General features: G+C 69.0%; 12 protein-coding genes. 6 read left to right on the plus strand and 6 right to left on the minus strand.

Translation table 11 applies throughout. From position 1 onward, the window contains the following. Nucleotides 1-551 precede the first annotated feature (551 nt). Nucleotides 552-1,028 carry a hotdog fold domain-containing protein gene (locus JZ791_RS36370; protein WP_216901225.1) on the plus strand — a complete coding sequence of 159 codons (477 nt, stop codon included), beginning with the start codon at nt 552-554 and terminating at the stop codon, nt 1,026-1,028. Between the two features lie 42 nt (nt 1,029-1,070). After that, the gene (locus JZ791_RS36375; protein WP_308163307.1) at nt 1,071-2,267 is read left to right on the plus strand and encodes a lycopene cyclase family protein; all 1,197 of its coding nucleotides are present in this window, start codon (nt 1,071-1,073) and stop codon (nt 2,265-2,267) included. 3 nt (nt 2,268-2,270) lie between these two features. Here JZ791_RS36375 and JZ791_RS36380 read toward each other — a convergent pair whose 3' ends face one another. Both JZ791_RS36380 and JZ791_RS36385 read right to left on the minus strand, forming a co-directional pair. Continuing rightward, nucleotides 2,271-3,314, minus strand: a complete 1,044-nt coding sequence (locus JZ791_RS36380) for an SDR family oxidoreductase (RefSeq protein WP_216901229.1) — start codon at nt 3,312-3,314, stop codon at nt 2,271-2,273. A 188-nt stretch (nt 3,315-3,502) separates the two neighbouring features. Continuing rightward, entirely contained in the window at nt 3,503-4,300 is a 798-nt protein-coding gene (locus JZ791_RS36385) for an enoyl-CoA hydratase (RefSeq protein ID WP_216901231.1), read from the minus strand. 133 nt (nt 4,301-4,433) lie between these two features. Between JZ791_RS36385 and JZ791_RS36390 the strand changes: the two genes are divergently transcribed. Further along, on the plus strand, nt 4,434-5,678 hold the full coding sequence (locus JZ791_RS36390) for a TetR/AcrR family transcriptional regulator (RefSeq protein ID WP_216901233.1): 1,245 nt from the start codon (nt 4,434-4,436) through the stop codon (nt 5,676-5,678). Nucleotides 5,679-5,938: 260 nt separating this feature from the next. Here JZ791_RS36390 and JZ791_RS36395 read toward each other — a convergent pair whose 3' ends face one another. Beyond that, entirely contained in the window at nt 5,939-7,441 is a 1,503-nt protein-coding gene (locus tag JZ791_RS36395) for an aldehyde dehydrogenase family protein (protein ID WP_216901235.1), read from the minus strand. Nucleotides 7,442-7,818: 377 nt separating this feature from the next. Between JZ791_RS36395 and JZ791_RS36400 the strand changes: the two genes are divergently transcribed. Genes JZ791_RS36400 through JZ791_RS36410 form a run of 3 tightly spaced genes read left to right on the plus strand, consistent with a single transcriptional unit; the run spans nt 7,819 to nt 10,508 of the window. After that, nucleotides 7,819-8,817 (plus strand): ATP-binding cassette domain-containing protein, encoded by a 999-nt coding sequence (locus JZ791_RS36400; RefSeq protein WP_254206920.1) that lies wholly within the window; start codon nt 7,819-7,821, stop codon nt 8,815-8,817. Beyond that, entirely contained in the window at nt 8,814-9,653 is an 840-nt protein-coding gene (locus JZ791_RS36405) for an ABC transporter permease (protein ID WP_438804592.1), read from the plus strand. The genes JZ791_RS36400 and JZ791_RS36405 overlap by 4 nt, the downstream gene beginning before the upstream one ends. Nucleotides 9,654-9,656: 3 nt before the next feature. Next, a complete protein-coding gene (locus tag JZ791_RS36410) occupies nt 9,657-10,508 on the plus strand; it encodes an ABC transporter permease (RefSeq protein WP_216901236.1) in 852 nt (283 codons plus the stop codon). Nucleotides 10,509-10,514: 6 nt separating this feature from the next. Here the strand turns inward: JZ791_RS36410 and JZ791_RS36415 are convergent, their stop codons facing one another. The 3 genes from JZ791_RS36415 to JZ791_RS46315 all read right to left on the minus strand — a co-directional run bounded on the left by JZ791_RS36415 (nt 10,515) and on the right by JZ791_RS46315 (nt 23,533). Continuing rightward, nucleotides 10,515-11,765, minus strand: a complete 1,251-nt coding sequence (locus tag JZ791_RS36415; RefSeq protein WP_216901237.1) for an Nramp family divalent metal transporter — start codon at nt 11,763-11,765, stop codon at nt 10,515-10,517. A gap of 108 nt (nt 11,766-11,873) precedes the next feature. Then, nucleotides 11,874-12,869 carry an alpha/beta hydrolase gene (locus tag JZ791_RS36420; protein ID WP_254206923.1) on the minus strand — a complete coding sequence of 332 codons (996 nt, stop codon included), beginning with the start codon at nt 12,867-12,869 and terminating at the stop codon, nt 11,874-11,876. Nucleotides 12,870-13,135: 266 nt separating this feature from the next. Beyond that, entirely contained in the window at nt 13,136-23,533 is a 10,398-nt protein-coding gene (locus tag JZ791_RS46315; RefSeq protein ID WP_308163309.1) for an amino acid adenylation domain-containing protein, read from the minus strand. Nucleotides 23,534-24,845 lie beyond the last annotated feature (1,312 nt).

The raw sequence follows: 24,845 nt of genomic DNA on the forward strand, positions 1-24,845 counted from the left end.
CACCCAACGCGAGCACCCCCACCACCGCCATCAGGAAGATCACCCGGCGCAGCGCAGCGCGCCCCCCGGTCATCACAGCCGAACTCCCTTGTTCACAGCTGTCTCCCGCTCGGTCACGCCCCCATCGTAGAAACGATCCACCACCGAATTCATCACCGCACAAGGTGATCCCCTCTCCCCCACACGGGTGATGCCCACCCGGACCACCTCCGGGTACCCGCGATCGATCGGCGTGAGTATCACGGTTGCCCCACGTCCCCGGCAGACTCTCAGGTCCTCGAGTCCTCTTGTCACCCGGACGAACAGTCGCCCGATGAGCGTCGAAACCATCGGCGCCGACACGACGCCGCCCCTGAACCAGATCACCCGGGACCGAGCTGCCAGTCACGGCGTGGCCCGCCGTAGCACGCACGCGACCGCCGCAACCGGCTGACGGTCGTCACCGAATCGACAGGCTATCCCTACGGGCAACACCAGATGATCAGGCAAATCGCCTGGGTTCTGTCTCTTGCTGGATGCACGCCGAACTTACCGCCGAGTAAGATGAGGATATGACGAACGAGAGCGGCACCTATCGCGGCTGGAAGCGGCTGCCCGCCAATCGGTTGGGGCATACCCTGTTCTCCCTCGGCATGGTGGCGCGAGTGCCGTACTTCGGGACGGTGCTGCCGACGGTGGTGCGGCTCGAGCCGGGTCTGTGCGAGGTCACCGCGCCCAAGTGGTTCGGCATCCACAACCACCTGGGCACCTTCCACGCGATCGCGGCCTGCAACCTGGCCGAGGTGGCGATGGGCATGCTCAGCGAGGCCACCGTGCCGACCACCCACCGCTGGATCCCCAAGGGCATGAACGTCCAGTACCTGACCAAGGCCGAGTCGAGCCTGCGCGCCGTCGCCGAACTCCCCGAGATCCCGGACTTCACCGAGATCACCGAGGGCCGCGACCTGACCATCCCGGTCTCGATCTACGACAAGCGCGGCGTGGAGGTCGTCCACGCCGAGATAACGACCTGGATCACTCCCAAGTAGCGTGCGGCGACGGTGCGGCGCGCGGCTGATTGAATGAGACGTATGAGTGCTCATCGTGTCGAAGCCGATCTCTGCGTGGTCGGGCTCGGGCCCACCGGGTGGGCGCTGACGCATCGGGCCGTGCGGGCGGGCATGCGGGTGGTGGCGGTGGATCCGCGGCCTGAGCGGCCGTGGGGGCCGACGTTCTCGTGCTGGGTGGACGAGCTGCCGGGGTGGTTGCCGCGCAGTGCGATCGCGCAGCGTATCGAGGCGCCGACGGTGTGGGCGAAGTCCGAGCACCGCATCGAGCGGCCGTATTGCGTGCTGTCGAAACACGGGCTGCGCGAGGCGCTTCCGCTGGAGGATGCGACCGTCATCGCCGGGCGGGCGACGGCGGTGGACGCACACGCCGTCGAACTGAACGACGGGACGAGTCTCACGGCCGCCGCGGTTTTCGATACCCGGGGCCTGCCCGCCCCGGGTGCTCGGCGCACCGCCAGCGCGCACGGGATTTTCGTGGACGCCGAGATCGCCGCGCCGATGGTCGCCGACGGTGAAGGGCTGCTGCTGGATTGGCGGGACGAGAACGGCGCGGGTCCGGACGAACCACCGTCGTTCCTGTACTCGGTGCCCCTCGGCGACGGCACGGTGATCTTCGAGGAGACGAGCCTGGGCCTGCGCGGCGGTATGCCGCAGCGGGAGTTACGTCGCCGGACCCTGAACCGGCTTGCCGCGCACGGTATCCGGCTGCGCGGCGACGAGCACACCGAGGCCGCGCACTATCCCCTCGACCAGCCGCCGCCGCACCTGCGGGGTCACGGCGACGCGCCGACCCCGTTCGGCTCCCGCGGCGGCATGATGCACCCGTGCACCGGCTACAGCGTGGCCGACTCGATTGCCCTGGTGGACACCGCGATCGACGCGCTGCGCACGGGCGGCGATCCGGTGCCGGCGCTGTGGCCGTGGCAGGCACGGCTGGTGTACTGGATGCGCATGCGCGGGGTCTACGGGATGGGGCGGCTGACCACCGAGCAGTCGATCTCGATGTTCGACGCGTTCTTCACCGCTTCCCCGCGTCAGCAGCGCGCGCTACTGTCCGCGCACGACGACTTCGCCGCCCTGGCCTCGGTGCTGTTCATGACCGTCGCCCGCACCTGGCCCTTCCACTGGCGCTTCGACCTGGTCGGCTTTACCAACCGAAACCGCTGGGTAGGTTACGAATACCGCCCTGCCACCGAACCGGACCACCTGTCGCGGTAGCCGTCAGACCCAGTTCTCCGCCCAGTACTTCCAGATGATGGGCGCATAGGCGACCAACGGCGGTACACGGATATCGGTACCGGCCAGGGCGGCGGCGGTGTTGCGGTTGTCGAACCAGCAGGAGAATTCGTTGTCCTCCAGCACCTCTCGCGGGACACCCAGGTGCGACAGCGCCCAGCCGACGCCGGGCAGCCGATGCATCATCTCGTGGGTCGGGCGAGGCATGGCCTCGAGCAGATGAGGAGCTCCGGCCTCGTCGGCGAACAGGTTGAGCACCTCGGCGGTGCTCTGCCGACGCGGGTCGACCAGATGAAAGGTCGCGCCGGGTGTCACGGGACGATGCACGATATGGTCCAGCGCCCGGGCCACGAAATCCACCGGGACCATATTGGTTTCGCCCAGCTTCGGCACCACCAGGGGCAGGATCCGGGGCAGCTGCGCGGCCATCCGCAACAGCCGGAAGAAGTAATACGGCCCGCAGATCCGATCGATCTCACCGGTGCGGGAATGGCCGATCACGATGGAGGGCCGGTAGATCTGCCAGGGCACCGCACACTCCTCCCGCACGGCCCGCTCGGCCTCGAATATCGCCCGCTGCGTCGCACTCAGCGACTGGCCGACGTCGAACATGTCCTCGCAGAACATCCCCGCCGCCGATCCGGCCACCCGCACACTCGAAATATGGTGCAGCGCACCGGCCTCCAGCCGTTCGGCGACGTCGATGACCTGGCGGGTCCCGTGCCCGGCGGCGCCACCCCTGCCGGACTCCGCGACATCGAATCCGGCGCTCAGATTGATCACCCGATCGATGGAACCCCGATGCGCCGCAACCCAATCGGAGTCGACGCCCAGGCCCCGCTCGGCCAGGTCTCCGCGCACCGGCCGCACCCGATCGCCGCCGCACCACTCCCGCGCGCGCCGATCGAATCGATAGGCGTATTCCGCGCCGGGCCGCACCAGCACGTGCACTTCTTCGCTACTTTTCAGCAACTCTGGGACGAGATATCGACCGATGCACCCAGTTGCCCCGATAACCAGGTAAGCCATGCGGTCACAGTATCGTGCGACTCCCGCACGGGATCATCCGGATGTTGCACACCGTTCGCCGCAACGCGGCATATCCGGCCGGGCGGCATCCCAGAAATTCTCCGCACCCCGGCCTGCCGCTGCATTAATCGCGTCGAACCGCCGGTTTCCAGACCATCGAGGCACGAGAATGCAGCGCCAGGACGGATCTACTCCGCGAACACCGGCTTGCGCTTGGTGAGCATGGCGGTCGCACCCTCGAGGAAGTCCGGGGACTGCAACAGCTCGGCCTGCCCCGTCTTCTCCGTGGCCAGCGCCGTATCGAGTGCGGTCAGGGTGGCCTGGTTCAGCGCCCGCTTGGTGAGTTCGATCGCGCGGCGGGGGCCGGCCGCCAGCTTCGCCGCGGCGCCCTCCACGGTCGCGTCCAATTCCGCCTCGGACAGCACGCCGGTGATCACTCCGCACGCGACCGCCTCGGTGATCGGCAACCGCTCGCCCAGCAGCGCCATTCGTGCGGCGAGCCCGCGCCCGGCCGCGGCCGCGATCATGGCCGCCGCGCCGCCGTCGGGCATCAGGCCGATGTTGACGAAGGCGAGCAGCAGATACGCGTCCTCGGTGGCATAGGTCAGATCCGCGGCCACCGCCAGCGCGACGCCGATGCCCGCGGCCGCGCCGCGGATACGCGCGATGACCGGAACCGGCGCGTCGACGATCGCCTTCACCAGCCGATTCGCCGCGTCCATCGTCATCTCGGGTGTGATCCCACGCTGCGCCTCGGACACGACGCCCGACAGATCCGCACCCGTGCAGAAATCATCGCCCTCGCCGGTCAGCACGATGACGCGTACGCTGCCATCCTGCGCGGCGCCCACGAACGCGTCACCGAGCGCGACCATCGTGTCGTAGTTGATCGCGTTCTTGCGCTTGGAATTGGTGATGGTCACCCGCAGCACCCGCCCGTCCTGGACGACACTCAGGCCACTGGCGGGGGATTCGGCGTTGCTCATAACTACTCCCAGGTAGGGCGTCGGCACTGACCGCGCGGTTCGGAATGAGGGTTACCATTGCGAATTGTGGTTAACTTAAGGTGATAGGTGTGGCGCTGTCAACAGGCGGCGGCACGGGCAGAAGGAGACGTACATGGTCGCGGATCGCAGCGAGTCCGGGCTCGCTTCCGCGCGACCCGACGGAGCGGGGGCCCAGCGCCCCGTCGCGCGACGGCCGAAGAACCGCAAGGAACAGATCGTGCGGGTCGCGGCCCGGGCGTTCAGCGAGCGGGGCTACCACCCGGTCGGCGTCGACGAGATCGCCGCCGAGGTCGGGATCTCCGGCCCCGCACTGTATCGCCACTTCAAGAACAAGTACGCCCTGCTCGTCGCCGCGGCCGAGGGCGGAGCGCAACTGCTGCTCGACGCCGCCCGCACCGCCGACGATCCCGGACTGGATCCGGAATCCAGGCTCACCGCGCTGGTCCGCGCACTGGCCGAGCACACCATCGAGGTGCGCCGCGAGGGCGGACTGTACCGCTGGGAGCGCCGTTATCTGGAGCCCGATGACCGCGCCCGCATCAAGGTCATCTACGGGGGCCTGCACGCGACGATGGAGGACGCGATCGCCGCGCTGCGGCCCGAGGCCGACCGGACCGACGTCGTGCTGCTCGGCACCGGGGTACTCGGCGCGATCGGCAGCATCACCCTGCACCGCACCACCCTGTCGACCGCCCGGCTGACCGACCTGCTGCTGGCCGTCTCGTGGTCGATCCTGCGCGCCGAGCTGCCCCCGGCTCCGGTGCGCCCCGCGCCCGAGGAGCCGGTGCGCGGCCTGCCGCTGAGTTCCAAGCGCGAACAGCTGCTCACCGAGGCGATCCGGATCTTCGGACGGCAGGGCTATCACGAGGCCAGCATCGAGGAGATCGGCGCGGCCGTCGGCATCAACGCCTCCAGCGTGTATCGGTACTTCCCCAGCAAGTCGGACCTGCTGGCGGCGGCGTTCCACCGGACCGGCGAGCGCGTGGCGATCGCGAACGCCGAGGCGCTGTCCGAGGCGAGCAGCCGTGCCGACGCCGCGCTGCGCATCGCGGACCGGTTCGCCCGGCTCACCTTCGCGATGCCGGAGATCCTGCCGGTCTACTTCGCCGAATTCTCGAATCTGCCCGCGGCGGAACAGCACAAGCTGCGCGCGGTGCAGCGCCAGAACGTCCTGGAGTGGGCCAACCTGCTCGACGACGAACCCGCCGAGTCCCGCTTCCGCGTGCACGCCGCCATCGCCCAGGTGGTCGACGTGGGCCGCCGCATGCGCTTCGACCGCCGCCCCGAAAGCCTTTCCCGCATGCACGAATTGATGAAGGTCGTGCTACTCGGCTCGGAACCCCCTGCGGCGGACTGAACCTCGTCAACTCGGCACTCACCCCGCCATCCCGCAGCGCCCCGGCACAACCTCTGTCGGCCCGGCTCACACCTTCGTCATCCCGTTTTGGCCGGGATCCATTCACGCGTAGTGGACCCCGGCCAAAAGCCTGTCTCCCGCTGCGCGAGAGCCTGTTGACGGCTGGAAATGTCTCACCCGCACCACCTGTCCCAGTGGCACCTATTTCCGAATCAGCGCGGCGGGACGACGAAGAAGCCCGGGACGACGAAGAAACTCCGTCATCCGTGGCGCAGGCGGAACAGCGTCTTGGCCAGGCTAACCCCGCGCGAGGTGCGGTCGAAGGTGGTCAGGTCGACCGGTGCGCGGCGGCGCTTGTGCGCGATGGCGAGGGTGCGGCTGAATTCGTGCAGGCCCGCCTCGCCGTGCGTATGCCCCTGACCGTATTCGCCGAGGCCACCGAAGGGCATGGCCGGGATACCGACGTAGGCCATCGACGAATTGATCGTCACCACACCGGTTCTGATGCGTTCGGCGAGTTCGGGGACCTCGTGCACATCGCGGGTGAACACCGCGACCGCCATACCGTGCTCGGCGGCGTTGATGCGATCCACGGCCTCGTCCATCGTGGCCACCGGGTTCACGATCAGCACCGGGCCGACCGCCTCACCCGTGATCGCCAGGCTGTCCTCGGGCACCTCGGCCAGCACGATGGGCTCGATATACGGCTCGCGGATGGATTCCATGCCGCCCACCACCGCGCGCCCACCCCGCGCGATAGCGTCCTTGACCTGCCTGCGCACCACCTCGACCTGGGATTCCATGATCATCGGACCGTAGGAGGCGCGCTTGTCGCCGCCGGGTCGCAACACCCGGGCGCGGGCGGCGACCTTGTCCAGGAACGCCTCGAACACCGATTCGGCGACATACGCGCGCTGGATACCGGCGTGGTTCTGCCCGGCGTTGGCCATCGCACCGAATACCGCCGCCTCCGCGGCCTCGTCGAGCTTCGCGTCCACCTGGACGATCATCGTGCCCTTACCGGTGCGCTCGATGACCACCGGCGTCATATTCTGCGCACACAGTGAGATCACTTCGCGCGCACCGGCATCCGATCCGGCGTAGGCGACCTTGTCGACCTTGGCATGGCACAGCGCCACACTCGTCGAGGTGTCACCCGTGACCACCTGCAGCACAGGCTGATTCGGCGCGAGCCGGTGCCAGCTCTCGGCCAGCCACACGCCGACGCCCGGGGTCAGCTCACTGGGCTTGAACACCACGGCATTTCCCGCGGCCATGGCATACGCGATGGATCCCATCGGCGTGGAGACCGGATTATTCCAGGGCCCGAGCACACCGATCACGCCGAGTGGCAGATAGCCGAGCGAGGCCCGCTGATTGCGGGAGAACCAGGTGACGTCCAGGCGCCGCCGACCCAGGACGCGTTCCGCGTTCCGCGCGGCCCAGTCCAGGGCCTCCAGCGCCAGCATGACCTCGATGGCGGCGTCGACCGAGGGTTTGCCGGTCTGGGTGCAGACCAGCTCGATCAGCTCCCCCGCGCGCCGGGAGATCGCACGTTTCCAGTCCAGCAGCCACCGCTTGCGCCCGGCGAATCCCAGTTCCGCCCACCATGTCTCGGCAGATCTGGCGGCCTGGATCGTGCGCGCCACCTCGGCCGGCCCCAACACCGCGTAATCGCCGACGACCTCGCCGGTCCGTGGATCGAAGGAAGTCAATGCCGCCGAGGTAACCTCGGTCGAACGGGAATGGGCAAATTCTGCCATCGCTTCACCTCTTCGCTGGCGGATGCTCCCTCGCCAGGTTATTGGCGGCTGCGCCCGCCGGACAACAAACGCATCATTGCGCGCGAGGCGGTTCCGCCGGCCAGGGAGGCCGGGACCTGCACCAACCAGTACTCGTACCGGTCGGTTTTCCGAATTGTGAGTAACGCCACAACCTTTGGCTGTTCTACAGTAGACCCGATCGGCCGAATCCACCCCGGGCAATACAGACTAGCTCGCGTTTCACTTTCTCGGCCCTCGCAAACGCCCCACCCCCAACCAGTAACATCACCCCCGGTGAAAGGGATCATCAACCCGGGACGCACGCACAGGGTGATCCGGACAATCCGTCTCGCCGCCCCGGCCACAGTGGAGAGTTGATGCCGAGCTTGGACATGGATAACACCCCACCGCCCGACCCGGCGGTGGGATCAGAACCGGCCGTCCAGGTCATCGATGTGTACAAATCCTTCGGTGAGGTGCACGCGCTACGCGGCGTCGGCTTCACCGCCACGCGCGGCTCGGTGCTGGGCATCCTCGGCCCGAACGGCGCGGGCAAGACCACCACGATCAAGATCCTGTCCACCCTGCTGCGCCCGGACTCCGGCACCGCGACGGTCGCCGGGCACGACGTCGTGCACAATCCGGCCGCCGTACGCCGCTCGATCATGATGACCGGGCAGTACGCGGCCCTCGACGAGAACCTGTCGGGGCGGGAGAACCTGGAACTGTTCGGCCGGCTCATGGGCCTGAGCAAGAAGGCCGCGCGCCGGCGCGCGGACACGCTGCTCGAGGAGTTCGACCTGGTCAGCGCGGGCCGGCGCGCGGTGGGCGGATACTCCGGCGGTATGCGCCGGCGCGTCGACATCGCCTGCGGGCTGGTCGTGCGGCCCGAGGTCGTCTTCCTCGACGAACCGACGACCGGCCTGGACCCGCGCAGCCGCCAGGGCGTGTGGAACCTGGTGAACGCGCTCAAACAGCAGGGCATCACGGTGCTGCTGACCACGCAGTACCTCGAAGAGGCCGACGTGCTCAGCGACAACATCATCGTCATCGACCGAGGCACCGTGATCGCCGAGGGCACCGCCGACGAACTCAAGGAGAAGACCGGCGGCAGCTACTGCGAGATCGTGCCGCTGGACCCGAGCAAGGTACGCGCGGCCCTGGACGCACTCGGCGAGCTGGCGCCCGAGACCGTGCGCGCCGATCCGTCCGCCGACCGGATCTCGATCCCGGCCCCGGACGGCGCCGCCACGCTGTCGGAGGCGCTGCGCAGGCTCGACGCGGCCGGGGTGGAACTGGCCGATATCGGACTGCGCCGCCCCTCGCTCGACGACGTCTTCCTGAGCATCACCGGACATTCGGGCGGCCAGCAGTGACGGCGGTCACCACGAGCGGCTCCACGGAACAGGACCTCACACGGGAGAGCATCGGGCTGTTCGCCGACGTACCGGCCACCCGGTTGTCCCAATTCGGCCAGTGGCGGGCTTTGACCGGACGGATTGTGCGGACGATGGCCGTCAAGGGCGAACTGGTCATCGCGATCGTCGCACCGCTGGTGTTCACGCTCGGGTTCTATCTGCCGCTGCGGTGGGTGATGAAGATCGAGGGCATCGACTACGGGCAGTTCGTGATGCCGATCATCGTGTTGCAGACCATGTCGTTCACGATGATGTCGAATGCGCAGATCGCGGCGTTCGAGACGGCCACCGGCCTGAATACCCGCATGCAGACCATGCCGGTGGGCCGCCTGGTCCCGCTGGCCGCACGCCTGTCCGCCGGACTGGTGCGCTCGGTGACCTCGCTGATCGCCGCGCTCGTCTTCGGCCTCGTGATCGGTTTCCGGCTGCATTCGAGCGTGCTGCAGTCCGTGCTGTTCTGCGTCTGTTCGGTGGCGGTGGGCACGGTGCTCGCCATCGGGGCCGACGCGCTGGGGTGCCTGACCAAGAACCCCCAGTCGCTCAGTCAGGCGCTGACGCTGCCCACGCTGATCTTCGGCATGCTGTCGTGCGGGTTCGTCCCGGAGACGAGCTTTCCGGCCTGGATCCGGCCGTTCGTGCGCAATCAGCCGATCTCGCAGTTCTCCTTCGCCCTGCGCGATATGGCCTCGGGCGGTGTGAGCTGGCATGTGGCGTGGGTGCCGCTGGTGTGGCTGTGCGGGCTGGCGGTCTTTTTCGTACCGTTGGCGATCTGGGCGAGTATGAGGCGGGAATAGGTAGTGAGTGTTGCTGTAGAGACCGCCTGGGCGCCCAGCGAGCAGTCGGCGCTGCCGCGGGTCCCGCTGCGCTCCGAGCGCGCGCCCGCCGCGCTGGTGCAGCACAGCCTGATCGAATGCAAGCGCCTGCTGGTGACGTGGGCACGCGATCCCGCGACCACCATTCAGACGCTGATCTATCCGGCGCTGACGCTGCTGATGCTGCACGTCGTGCTGGGCACCACGATCGACAAGGCCACCGGCGCGCCCAGCGTGTACGGCTCGGTATCGATGATCACGCTGGTCGCGGCGATGTCGGGGGCGGTGGTCAGCGCGCTCGGATTCAAAACCGAGCAGGCCACCGGACTGCTCGGCCGATTCTGGACGATGCCGATCCATCGGGCCGCGGGCCTCACCGGACGACTGCTGGCCGAGGCGATCCGGGTACTGATCACCACGCTGTTCGTGATCGTCATCGGAGTATGCATCGGCTTCCGATTCTGGAACGGCCCCCTGGCCGCGCTGGCGTTGATCGCGCTGCCGGTGCTGTTCGGAGTCGCGTTCGCGGTACTGGTGACCGCGCTGGCGACGGTCTCCGAGGGGGTGCTGCTGGTGAATATCGTCAGCATCGTCAACACCCTGCTGATGTTCTTCAACTCCGGATTCGTCCCGGTCTACGCGTATCCGTCCTGGTTGCAGAAGACCGTGCAGAATCAGCCGATGAGCACGGCCATCGACGCGATGAAGGGCCTGTGCTGGGACGGCCCGGTCGCCGTGCCGCTGCTCAAAACCCTGGCCTGGACCTTGGGTGCGATCGTCATCTTCGCCTATCCCGCGATCAGGGGGTATCGGCGCAGCGCCGAGCGCAGCGGGTAACCGGGCTCAGCCCTGACCGGAGATCGTGAGGCAGATCAGGAACAGGTTCAGGGCGGTGATGATCGCCGCGACCACCCAGGCGATCGCGGTGGTGACGCGGTGGTTGACGTCCGGGCCCATCCGGGTTCGATCGCTGGTGAACCGGACCAGCGGGATCAGGGCGAACGGGATCCCGAACGAGAGCACGACCTGGGACACGATCAGCGCCCGGGTGGGATCGAACCCCACGGCCAAGACGACCAATGCGGGAATCAACGTCACCAGGCGGCGCAGGAGCAGTGAGACCCGCCGGCGCAGCAGGCCGTCCATGATCATCGCTCCGGCGTACGCGCCGACCGAGGTCGAGGCCAGCCCCGAGGCGAGCAGCGCGATCGCCAGCAGCAGCGCCGCGGTCACGCCGAGCGAGGCGTGCACCGCGTGGTAGGCGTCCTGGATGGTATTGATATCGCGGCGGCCGCTCAAGGTGTGCGCGGCCATCAGCAGCATCGCCAGATTCACCATCCCGGCGATCACCATCGCGATGCCGACGTCCCACCGGTTGGCGCGCAACAGCCGCGCGCGCGCCGGACCGGGCTCGTGGTGGCCGTGGCGGTCTCTGGACATGCCCGAATGCAGGTAGATCACGTGCGGCATGACCGTCGCGCCGACGATCGCCGCGGCCAGCAGCACGCTCTGGGCGCCCGCGAAGCGCGGCAGCATCCCGCCTGCGGCGGCGCCCAGCGGCGGCGGTGAGATCATCAGGCTGGCCACGAATCCGATCGAGATGATCGCCAGGAATCCGATGATCACCCCTTCGAAGGCCCGCTGCCCGCGCCGATTCTGGACGGCGAGCAGCGCCAGCGACACCGCCCCGGTGATCACGCCTCCCAGCAGCAGCGGCAGCCGGAACAACAGTTGCAGTGCGATCGCGCCGCCGACCACCTCGGCCAGGTCGGTGGCCATCGCGGCCAGTTCGGCCTGCGCCCAGTAGAGCACCCGCGTGCGACGACCCGCCGCGTCGCGCATCAGCTCCGGCAGCGAGCGGCCGGTGACCAGGCCCACCTTCGCCGAGAGGTACTGCACCAGCGCGGCCATCACATTGGCCAGCACGACAACCCACACGAGCAGATATCCGTACTTGGCGCCGGCACTGACATTCGAGGCCACGTTGCCGGGGTCCATGTAGGCGATCGAGGCGACGAACGCGGGGCCCAGCAGCAATGACGCCGATCGCATCCGGCGCAGTGCGGACGCCGGGGCGGCGATCGCGGTACTCATGGAACAAGTTTACGGGTCACCGAACTTTTTCCATAGCGTGTCCGTAAACACAGAACCGCCCCGGCGCGCGAGGCGGCCGGGGCGGTCGGGATTCGGTGGTGCACCAGGTCAGATCCCCAGGCCGCGCGCGAGCACCGGCCAGGACCGCACGAAGTTCTCCCGCCAGTACCCCCAGGAGTGAGTGCCCGCGGGCTGGAAGTTGTAGGTCGCCGGAATACCCAGCGAATCCAACTTGTGCTGGAGGTTGTGGGTGCAGTAGTTGACGCCCGCCTCGATCGCACCGCCGATGATGAGCTGATTGGCCAGACCGTAGGCGCCGGGCAGCGCGTACTTGCCGTTGAGGGTGTCGTACTGGCCCGGCAGGCCGTTGCCGGAGGAGATGTACAGGTTCAGCCCTCGCAGCCTGTCGGCGTTGACCACCGGATCGTTCGCCGTCCAGGCCGGCGCGCCGTCCGGACCGTACATGTTCAGGACGTTGCCGCCGCCCCAGACATCGACGGTGAGCTTGACGAATTCGCGGCCGACCGGATCGGCGGTCTGCGCGCAACCGGAGTAGGCGGCGACGGACTTGTACAGGCCCGGCTTGGTGATCGCCAGGTTGAACACGCTGGTGCCCGAGGTGGACAGGCCCGCGATGGCGTTCACGTGATTCGTGCCCAGCGCCGCGTCGATCAGCGGGGGCAACTCCTCGGTGAAGTAGGTCTTCCACTTGTTGACGCCCAGGCGCGGGTCGGGCTTGATCCAGTCGGTGTAGTAACTCCACGCGCCGCCGATCGGCTGGACCACGTTGACGTTCTTGTTGCCCAGGAAACCGCTGACGATATTGGTGTTGTGGTCCCAGGTCGCGGTGTCCTCGCCACCGCCCGCGCCGTTGAGCAGGTACAGCGTCGGACGCGGCACCGAGGCGTCGGCCGGGCGCTGCACGTCGACCGGATAGGTCTGCTTCATCGCCGCGGAGTACACGTACAGGCGGATGCTGCGGTTGTCGGTATAGGTCGCCCTGGTGATATGCGAGCCGTCAGGCGAGGTCGGATCGGCGAGCAGGGCCTTGGATGTCATGATCGGGTCGTCGGCTGTCGCGGTGGTCGCGCCGACTCCCGACAGCACACCGGCAAGAATTCCCGTGGCCGCCAGAACTGCGGCGCCCCGGGAAAAACGGCCTCGCGCGCCACGCCGGAAATATCGACGAATCACTATTCACACCTTCACTATCGGTAGATACTTCGCATCACGCGGTCGCGCCGGCCCCCGAAGCCGGTCGAGTGTTCGACTCCAGACCATACGGCCTCGGGCGCAGCCCCGGCAATCGTTCATACGATCGGACCATCATGCCGGATCCCCGGTGTCCGAATCGATTTCACCCCGGCTTCTCACCGGGCCGCCGGAAGGTCGGTCGGGGCGGCCCCGACTCGCGGATCCAGCTCGGCCACGGATATCTCCGGCGTATCGACGATTTGCCGGATCAGCGCCGAAAGTCCGTATGCCAGTTGACCGGCCACCGATTCGCTCACCGCGCCGGACGAATAGTGCAGAACGATGTGCAGCGGCCCGTCCGCGTCGACCTCGACCATGATCGGATATCCGAACGCACTCGCGGATTCCACGGCGGTGACGCGCACGACATTGGTGACACCGGCCAACTCCGCGAGATCGGCCTCGTCCTCACGGAAGACCACGACCGAATCGAAAAGCCGGTCCAGGCCGAGTGATTCGCGAATACCGTGCAGGTCCGGCCAGCGGTCGTCCGAGCGGCGCGCCTGCTCGGCCTGCAACCGCAGCAGCAGCTCGCGCACGGATTCGGTCTCGACCGGGCGCACCCGGACCGGCACGACACCGCCGAAACGGCCGACCAGGGCGTGCGAATACGGCAGCGTCGAGGGTCGTCCGTGCACGGCGACACCGAATACCACGTCGCCTCGACCGGCGATGCGCCCCAGCAGCAGGCCCCACGCGGCCTGCACCACGGTGTGCGGCGCGACGCCCAGACGGACGGCCAGTTCGGTGATCTCGACCGACTCGATGCCGCCGACCTCGATACCCGCCGTGGCCACGGTGATTTCACGACCGCGATCGGCGAGCAGGACCGGAGCGTGATACCCGGACAGGGTCGCGTTCCAGAACGCGCTGGCGGCGTGCCGATCCTCGGTCGCCAGCCAGTCCAGGAAAGACCGGTACGGGTACACCACGGGCAGCTGATCCGAGCGCGGGCCGCGGACATAGGCGGTCAGCAGATCCCGCATCACCAGGCGCAGCGACCGCTCGTCCAGCAACAACGGATGGACCGTCATCAGCACTCGGTGCGAATCGGGTGCGGAACGCAGCAGGGCCATCCGCAGCAGCGGCACGGCGCCCTCGTCGAACGGCGCGACCCGCTCGGCATCCTGATACCGATCCTGTTCCTCGACGGCGGTTTCCGGATCCAGGTCACTGAAATCGACCGTCCGCCACGATAGATCGGTCGACTCGAGCAGAATCTGCCGCCGGACGCCGCCGATCTCCTCGAGCACCACCCGCAGGCCCTCGTGGCGGTTCAGTACGGCCTGCGCGGACAACCGCAGTCGCCGATCGTCCAGGGCGCCACGCAGATCCATCGCGAACTGCGTCGACGGCAGGCCGTGATCGGGCAGGTCAGCCTGCGCGGGCGTCTGCGGGCGGATATCGGTCATCTCCGGATACAGGCGCCGCAGGCGATCGAGATCGGCCTGGGACAACGGTGTCACCGGGAAGTCCGACGGGGTGAAACCACCGGCGTCCGAGCGGGTTCCGTGTTCGGCCAGCCCGCCCAGGGCGCGAACCCAGTACCCGGCGAGTTCGCGCACCTCCTCGGCGTCCAGCACCGCCGACGCGTAGTCGAATCGGGCCAGCAGGCCCTCCTCGGTGGCATCGATGGTGATATCGAGGAACAGATCCGCGGCCGGGGTGTCCGGGTAGGCGCGCGCGGGACGCAGATTGCGATAGTGGAATGCGGTACGGCCGCGCGCCATTGCCGACAGCGGCGCGTCGCCGCCCGGGTCGCGTGCTGCGAGGTAACGCAGCAATCCGTAACCGACGCCGCCCGTGGGCACCGTCCGGCGGCGCTCCTTCACCTCGGCGATGACCGCGCCCGCCGCCCGGCCACCGGTCAGCGCATCCTCGACGTCGACACCGTCCAGGCCGAGCGCCAGCGGGTAGGCGGCGGTGAATCCGCCGACGACACGGCCGGAGTCGGATCCGGCGAGGGACCGGCCGTCCGCGGGCAGCTGGACGAGCGAGCCGATGGTCTCGGCCGCCCGGGTGCGCTGTGCCATGGCCAGTGCGAGAGCCGCCAGCAGCACGTCCTCGACATCCGCGTGATACGCCGTGGCGACCGTGCTGACCGCGTCGGCCCCCTCGGCGGTGATCACCAGCGAGACCCGGCCGCGGACGGTCAGATCCACGCCGTCGAGCTGCAACTCGTCCGGTACGCCGGCGAGTGTCCGCTGCCACCAGGGTATTTCATCGAGTATCGAACCCTCCGCGGCGCGCGCGGCCAGCGCGCGGACCGCGTCGGCGGGGGTGTTCTCGTCGTCGGTACCGATATGTCCGCCCGACCAGGCGGTCGACAGGTCGTCCACGAGGATCCGCCAGGACGCGTCGTCCACGATCAACCCGTTGGCGACGGCAACGAGAGTGGCCGAATGCGCCTGTGTGGAATCCGTGGCGACGAGGCCGAACACGATATGGCGGCCGTGCGCGGGATCCAGTTCGGCGCTCAGCGCTCGCACCGCCGCATCCGCGGCGTCCTGGCCGGGTGCGAACCGCCGCAGCAGCGCCTCGGGGGGCGTATCCGCCGGCATCAGGCGCGCATCCCGAGCCGACCCGGCGAATGTCGGTGTCCAGAGCGACCCATCGACCGCCACCAGCCGCGCCGACAGCAGCGGATGGCAGTCCAGCACCGCCTGTACTGCCGTGCCGACCCGTTCGGCGGGGCAGTCCTCCGGAACATCCAGGGCCACGGCTCGATATTCGCGTCCGGACGAATTGTTCCCCAGCAGCCGAATCGCCCTCGGCAGCAACGGGAGAGCTCCGGGAATTTCGGCGACGACACCGAGTCCGCTGCCGGACGATCCGTCGGCGGTGGCCGAATCCGGTGCGCGTCCGCCGAACTCGGGGCGGGCTCGTTCGGCGGAATCGTCCAGGTGCGGATCGCGACCCGACGGGGCGGCGATCTCACGCGGATCCGCGGAGACAGGCGACCGTCTATCGGACGAATCATACGAATCCGAGGACACGGTGTCCGCCGGAGCCGGTCGCCGCGACGGCAACTGCGCGCCTCGACCAGAACCCTGCTGCCATGTGGACAAGACTGTGGCACTGTCGAAGTCGGCCAAGGCGCTCGCCTTGTCGCGGGCCTCGGCGATGATCCGCTCGGCGGGGGTCATGGAGTCCTCGGGCATCGGCGCCTCGGGCGAGGAGGACGGCTCGGACGAGGGCGACTCCTGCTCCACCGAGAACCGCTTCTCGGTCCAGGACGGCGATTCCGGCGAGATCTGCTCCGCGACAGCCGGATCGGATACGTTGTCCGACTGCTGCCCCCAGTCTCGCCCCGGCTCCAGCTCCTGCTCTGCCCCGTCTGCCGTATCGGTGATGATCACGTCCAGCTGGGACAGGGCGTCCCGGTCTACCGACCGGAGCACCGAGGAAGGAGCGAACGCGTGGGTCACCCGCTCGGAACGGATCAGCTGGGACAACTCCGGTCCGCTGTCGAGACCCGCGGGTACCACCACGAGCGCCGCGGCCGAGCCCAGCGCGAGCAGCAGTTCCAGCACCGATTCGTCCGAGGACGGCGAGGCGAGCGCGAGGATGCGCGAATCGTGCTGCAGCCGATAGTGTTCGGCCTGCAGGGCCAGATCTGCCAGCACCCCGTGGCCGACCACCGCGCCCTGACCGTGGTCGACCTCGCCGGGACCGTACAGCACGTACGCACCGTCGTCCGGGCGCAGCGAGGTGATTCGCTCGGCATCCGAGATCGGCGCGCCCGACTGGGCATCGACCTGCCTGGCGAAGCCGGGCTCGTCGAGCACGATCCAGTCGTCACCCGGTCCCGGCAGCCCGGAGAGCGCGGAGCGGACCGTGACTCCAAGGGCCGCACCGGAATCCGACATCCGATCGGCGATCCGCTCGGTGGGCAGCGTGGGCTCGATGGGGACCGCCGCCCCACCGGTCTTGGCCACCGACCACACCGTGACCAGTGCCTCCAGCGAGCGCGGGATCGCCACGGCCACCGACGTCTCCGGGCCGGCGCCGAGCTCGATCAGTCGCCGCGCGAGCTTCGAGGAGGCCACGTCGAGCTGGGCGTAGGTGAAGCTGCGGCCCCGGAAGACCACGGCCGGACCGGCGGGGTTGGCCGCCACGGCCGAGGCCATCAGCTCCGGAAGTGTGCGCGGCCGTGCGGGTTCGGCGGCCAGCGGCACCGGCGTTCCGGACAGCGCCGACCAGAACTCCCAGAGCTCGGTGTCGAATGCCGACACCGACCGTAGCAGCCTGCGACGAGCGGCGTCGAGCCCGAATTCGGTGACACTGCCGTCCAATTGGCCGATCGCGCCCTCATGGGTGACGACCACTCGAGCACCCGGCGCCGGGAAGATCACCCACGCCGGATGCCGCGCCTCCAGCGGCGCGATGCGCTCGGCATCGGTGAGCCGATGGTCCGGCACACCGTCGAGATCCAGCCTGTCGACCCGCACGATCGCGGGCTGGCCATGTGACCGGCGGACCGGCGGGCGACCGATCGGAACGAGCAGTTGAGTGGGCGCCTCGTTATCCCTGTCGGTGCCGGTGGATTCGACGAACGGGTAATCCGCGTCTACCAGCACGCACACCGGATCGGCGGCCGCGATGATCTCGCGGTTCCGGTCGGCGGGCCGGTACGGATCGATCGACACGGCCGCGCCACCTGCCTTGGCCACCGCGTAGACGGTGACGGCCAGGCCCACCGAACGGCGCATGGCGAGCGCCACCAGCGATTCCGGTCCCACGCCGAGGGCGATCAGGTACCGCGCCAGGCGATTGGCGCGCGCGTCCAGATCGGCGAGCGTGAATTCCGTTGTGCCGCCGTCATCGGGCATATCGGCGACGATCGCGACCGTGTGCGGGGCGAGTTCCGCGGCATCGTCCAGCACCGCGGCCAGGGTCCGCACGTCGACGAGTCCCGCGTCATCGGTATCCGCCGCCCGGGTATCGGTCACCTCCGGGGCGACCCATCCGGTGTGACCCGTGGCAGTGGACTCGCGGCTGCCGGAATCCTCGTGCGAGACAACCGGAAGCTCCCACGCCGCTGGAGCCGGGGCATCCCATGTGGCGGCCTCGACAGCGGGCTCCCAGTGGCCGGAATCCTGGTGCGGCGCTGCATCCCACGCCGCGGCCTCGTCTCGATCGGATCGGGCGAACGAATCCTCGTATCCGTCGTCGGCGTCCGGCTCGTGGTGGCCGGGGTATTCGGGCCGATCGTCGATCAGCGGATTCGACAGCCTCGGCTCTCGCACGCCGCCGTCGATTCCTATGGCGCCCACGGGAATCGCGGGATCGGCGGCGACCGTGGCCAGCAGCTCGGTCAGGCCCGCGGCGAGCCGTTCGACGCGCGGGGCGTCGAAAAGGTCGGTGGCGTAGGTGATGTACCCCTGGATGCCGGACGGATTGCCCTGCGCGTCGTAGGTTTCGCTGACGCTCAGGTCCAGATCGAACCGCGAGACTCCGAGGTCCACGTCCAGATCTTCAACGGTCAGGCCGGGTAGACCCGCGCCGAGCCGCGGTGGGGTCCGCAGCGCCACACCTACCTGGAACAGCGGATGGTGTGAGCTGGTCCACTGCGCGTCGAGCACCTCGACCAGCCGCGCGAACGGGAAGTCCGCATGTGCGAAGGCATTCTCGTGCGTCCGCTGCTGCCGAACGAGCAGATCGGCGAAGGACTCGCCCAGTGCCAGGTGTGTGCGCAGCACCACCGTATTGACGAAGGGTCCGATCACATCGTCGAATTCCCCCGCTTCGCGACCCGGCGCGGGCGTGCCCACGACGATATCGGCCGCGGCGGTGATCCGGCCGAGGTATACCGCAAGACCCGTGTGCACGGCGGTGAGCAGCGTCGCACCGGACGCCCCGGCCATCGCGAGCAGTCCGGCGTGTGTGTCCGCATCGATGTGCACGCTCGTCCGCGCGCCCGCCAGTGACGCCACGGCCGGCCGCGGCCGATCCAGCGGCAACTCCAGCACCTCCGGCAGCGCGGACAATGCCCGACGCCAGAACTTGACCTGCTGAGCGGCAAGCGAATCGGGGTCCTCATCGGACCCGAGCAGCTCCCGCTGCCGGTGCACGTGATCCGAATACTGTTGCGGCAGCGGCGTCCACTGCGGCGCCCGGCCGCCGGTCCGCGCCGCATAGGCCACCAGCAGGTCACGGGCGAACGGGCCCAGCGAGGCGCTGTCGGCCGCGATGTGATGCACCACGACGGCGAGCATGTACTCGCGCCGCGAACCCGGCGCCAGATCGGTGATTTCGAACAGCCGCACTCGCAGTGGCGGCTCGACCGTCAGCTCGAACGGTTCGGCGGCCAGTTCGTGCACGGCGTCCGCGACATCGTGCACGGCGATCTGCTGCGCGAGCAGCGGTGTCAATGAGAACGCGGGCAACACGTTCGGCACGGTGTGCAGTGAATTCGCGTCTTCCCCGGGCATTTCCGGATAGACAGTGCGCAGCACCTCGTGCCGCAGGACGACGTCCTCCAGTGCCACGCCGAGGGCGTCCATGTCCAGGCTGCCGGTGAGCCGCAGCACGAACGGCAGATGGTAGGCCGCCGGAAGCTGTGACGCGGCAACCGGATCCGCCTGATTCAGCAGCCACAGCCGTTCCTGTGCCGGGGACAGCGCCACCGCCCGGAACTGCTGTTCGGCTTCCGGCTCCTGATCCGCCCGCAACCGCTCAGGGTGGTCCCACGGGCTCTGTTCCCGCATCGGTTCGGAACGATGCTGCCGCTCCTCGGGATCTCGCTGCAACGACCACTGCGGTCGCGCCTGCGATGCGGCTCCTGCCGGGGGCGGCGGCGTCCACATCGCCGACCGCGTCGGCTCGGACCGCACATCCGGATCCACTGCCTCGCGCACTGCGGCCCGACGCCGAGACGGCAGCTCAGGACGGGCCTGCGGGGAGTCCCGCGGCGGAAGGGGTTCGGGCGGCTGCGACTCCCACGAGGGCACCGGCCCGCCCTCCGGATCGGGAGAGGCATCCGAGTCAGGCGCCGGGTTCCGGATGCCGAACGCGGTGTCCGCGAGCGTAGGGCGGCTCGAGTCTTGATACTCCGTCGTACCCGGGCCGCTGTCCTGCGTCGTATCGGCCACGGGCCCCGCGGGATCGGTCCAGCCGGGTTTCGCGGGCTCCTCGACGGCGGGGTTCTCGGCGACGGACGCCGTCTCGGCCACCTGGCCGGGATCAGGCAGTGCGCGGCGGTCGACCGTGCCCGCGGCGGTGAGCGGCAGTGTTCGCAGCGGGACGATGACGGACGGAATCATCTCCGCCGAAAGGGATTCCGAGATCGTGGTGGCGAGCCGATCGACGGCGATCGCCTTACCCGGCTCGGGCGTCACGTAGGCGACCAGCTGCTGGTCCCGGACCACGACCACGGCCCGTTGCACCGTGGCCTGTGCCCGCAGCACCGATTCGATCTCGCCGAGTTCGATCCGATGTCCGCGAATTTTCACCTGAAAATCGGTGCGGCCCAGGTGATCCAGGCGGGCGGGCAGCTCACCCGCGCCCTCCCGCCAGACGACCAGATCACCGGTCCGGTACATCCGGGCGCCGTCTTCGCCGTCGGCGTACGGATCGGCGACGAAGCGCTCCGCGGTCGCCGCGGGCATTCCGACATATCCGCGGGCCAGCTGCGGACCGGCCAGGTACAGCTCACCGGGCACGCCGACCGGCACCGGGCGCAGCCGGTCGTCCAGCACGTAGACCCGGGTGTTCCACTGCGGCAGGCCGATCGGCACATTCGCGTCGTCCGCGCCGACCGCGGGCCAATACGTCACCGATACCGTGGTCTCGGCCGGACCGTACAGGTTGTGCACCCGCGCCCCGCTGATCCGCCGCATCGCCGCGACGGTCTGGGCCGAGAGCGCCTCGCCGATCACGAACACCTCGCGTAGCGCCGGGCAGATGCCCGGCGCGGTCCGCTCGGCGAACACCGCGAGCGCCGACGGCACGAAGTCGGTGACGGTAATCCCGTGTGTAGCAATGGTTTCCGCGATGTACAGCGAGTCAACACGGCCCTCGGCCGTGGCCAGCCGCAGGGTCGCGCCCACCCGCAGCGGCAGGAACATCCCCCACAGCGAGGCATCGGAGGTAGCCGGGGTCAGCTGGAGATACACGTCGTCGCGACCGAGCGGATAGGCCGCGAGCATCCATTCGAGCTGGTGGTCGATGGCGGCATGCGAGACCACCACGCCCTTGGGCAGCCCGGTCGCACCCGAGGTGAACAGGACATAGGCGGGGTTGCCGGGGCGCAGCGGGCGCGTCAGCTCGTGCGGATGCACCGGGCTCGGGTCGAAACCGCTCAGGTCCATGGTGTCCAGCCGCAGCACCTGCGTATCGCGCGGCACCGGAACCGAATCCGCGACCGTGGTGACCACGCAGACGGGGCGGGCGATGGTCAGGATGTGCGCGATCCGCTGCGCGGGATGCTCCGGATCCACCGGTACGTACGCGCCGCCCGCGGCCAGGATCGCGTACATGCCGACCAGCAGATCCACCGAGGGACGAATCACCAGGCCCACCACGGCCTCCGGCCCGACACCGCGGGAGATCAGCAGCCGCGCCAGCTGATTGACCCGGGCGTCGAACTGGGCGTAGGTCAGTTCGGTATCAGCGAACGACACCGCGACCGATCGCGGATGGTCGCGCACCGCGTCCCGATAGCCGTCCAGCAGCAGTCCGGGTTCGACCGGATAGCGAGTGTTGTTCCAGTCCCGCAGAATTCGTACCCGCTCCTCGGGCTGGATCAGATCGATGTCGCCGATCGGCCGATACGGATCGTCGGCGACCTCGGCCAGCAGCCGGACCAGCCGCTCGGCGAATCCCGCGATCGTGATCTCGTCGAACAGATCCGTGGCATAGGTGAATACGGCCGCGAGGTCGCCCGAGGCGGCGCCGTCCGCGCGCGGGGTGAGGGTCAGCGCCAGATCGAAGGGCGCGCTCGCATCGAATGAGGTTGACGCACCGTCGAATTCGACCGCGACGGCCGACAGTCCGGGCAGCGTCAGCGACGAGGAGTCGCTGCCCCGGACCTCGAGCGCCGCGCGCAACCAGGCCGGATGTCCGGGCGAGCGGCCCGGATCCAACGCCTCGATCAGCCGCTCGAACGGCAATTCGGCGTGCGCGAAGGCATTCCGGTCGTCCACGCGCACTCGCTCGAGCAGATCGGCGAACGACAGCGCGGGTTCGACCCGGGTACGCAGTGCCACGAGATTCTCGAAAAGCCCGATGGCACCGTCGAGTTCGTGTGCGGTACGCCCCGGGGCCGGTGCCCCCACGAGGATGTCGGCATTTCCCGACAGTCGTGCCAGTAGCGCCGCGAACGCCGTATGCGCCACCGTGAACAGTGTCGCGTCCGCGGCCGATCGCACGAGCCGGGCACGCACGTCCGCATTCACGGTGAAGGAGTACCGCGCGCGGCGTCCGGACACGACGGCCGGGCGGGGGCGGTCCGCGGGCAGCGCGAGGCCGTCCCCGATATCCGCCAGAACCTCACGCCAATAGGCGATCTCGCGTGCCGCACCGCTCTGCGGATCCGACTGCTCGCCGAGTACGGCCCGCTGCCACAGCGTGTAGTCGGCGTACTGCACCGTGAGCGACGTCCAGCGCGGCTTGGCCCGGTTGCGCCGGCCCAGAACCGCGATCGCCAGATCGCGCAGGAACGGCGTCGCGCTGGCCGCGTCGGCCGCGATGCGATGCGCCACGACCGCGACCACGTAGTCGTCCGGTGCGAATTCCGCGATCGCGATCCGCACCGGAATCTCGGCAGTCACATCGAAGGTGAGACCGGCGAATTCGGTGAGCCAGTCCGCCAGTTCGGATTCGGCCAATTCTTGCGGGATCAGGTCGGCGAGCACATGGTCCAGCGGCAGCACGACCTGATACCCGACACCGTCCACCGCGGGATAAGCAGTACGCAGCGTCTCCTGTCGCTCGATGACGTCGACGACCGCCACCTGCAACGCCTCCACCTGCATCCGCCCACCGAGCCGCACGGCGAAACACACCGTATCGGCACCGGATTCCGGATCGGTCCGGTTACGCTCCCACAGCCCCTCCTGCCCCGGCGCCAACGGAACCCCCGGCACCGTGGTACCCGCGAACTCCACCCTCATCGAGGGCCGAGGCATCGGCGCCAACAAAGGCCGAGGCACATCCTCCACAACTCCCCCCACCACAGCGTCATCCGACACCGCCACACCCCGAGCCGCCGCACCCACCCCAACCTCACGCAACGGCACCCCACCCTCCACCACCGCACCCGACTCACCCTCACGCGACGGCAGCCCGCCCTGCGTCACCGCATCCAACTCACCCTCACGCGACGGCAGCACCTCCCACGCCGCCGGACCCGAACCAGTCTCACGCGACAGCGGCACGCCCTGCGCCTCCGCACCCGACCCAGCCCTACGCGACGGCAGCCCACCCTGCGCTGCCTCACCCAGCCCAGTCTCACGCGACGGCAACACCTCCCACGCCGCCGGACCCGAACCGATCTCACGCGACAGCGGCACGCCCTGCGGCACCTCGCCCGACTCAGCCCTATGCGACGACAACCCGCCCGGCGCTGCCTCGCCTAGCCGAGTCTCACGCGACGGCAACGCATCCCGCGACAACGCACCCGAACCGACCCCACGCGACGGCAGCCCATCCTGCGACAACGCACCCGAACCGACCCCACGCGACGGCAGCCCATCCTGCGACGCCGCACCCGACTCAGCCTCACGCGACAGCGGCACACCCGGCACCACTTCACCCGCCCCAGCCTCACGCGACGACACATCCCGCGAGACCGCACCTGAACCAGCCCTACGCCACGACAACCTTTCCGCATCCGACTCAACCTCGGACGACGGCAATTCATCCCGCGCCGCTGTACCCGCCCCGGCCTCGCGCGTCATCGGCGCGCCCTGCGCCGCCTCACCAGACCTGGCCCTACGCGACGGCAACGCATCCCGCGCAGCCATACCCGACCCAACCTCACGAGACAGCGGCGCACCGGGCGCCTCCGCACCCGACTCAGCCCTACGCGACGGCAAACCGTGCCGCGCCGCCGCATCCGGCTCAACCTCCGACGACGACAACGCATCCCGCGCCGTCGGACTCGCCCCGGCCTCGCGCGACAGCGGCACACCCTGCGCTACTTCACCCGACTCGATCTCGCGCGACGGCACCGCATCCCGCGCAGCCGCCGCAGCGGATCGAGCCCTACTCGGCAACGGCACACCCTGCGTAAGCGCACCCGACCCGCCCTCACGAGACAGCGGCGCACCGGGCGCCGCCTCACCCGCCCCAGCCCTACGTGACGGCAAACCACCCTGCGCCACCACATCCGACTGCGCCTCGGACGACGGCCGCACATCCCGCGCAGCCACATCCCACTTAGCCTCACGCGACAGCAACGCATCCCGTGCGGATGCACTCGCCCCGGCCTCGCGCGACAGCGGCACGCCCGGCGCCGCCTCATCCGACTCAATCTCGCGCGACGGCAACGCATCCCCCGCAGCCGCAGCCGATCGAGCCCTACTCGGCAACGGCACACCCTGCGTAAGCGCACCCGACCCGGTCTCGCGGGACAGCGGCGCGCCCTGCGCCGCCTCACCCGCCCCAGCCCCGTGCGACGACAACGCATCCCGCGACATCGCACCCGAACCAGCCCTACGCGACGGCAAACCGTCCTGAACCGCTACATCCGGCTCAACCTCGGGCGCCGACAACGCATCCTGCGCAGCCACATCCGCCCCAGCCTCACGCGACCGCAACACATCCCGCGCAGCCACACCCGCCCCAGCCTCACACTGTCTCTGATACATATCTCCGATCACG

The sequence above is a fragment of the Nocardia alni genome, assembly GCF_019038435.1.
GTDB lineage: Bacteria > Actinomycetota > Actinomycetes > Mycobacteriales > Mycobacteriaceae > Nocardia > Nocardia alni.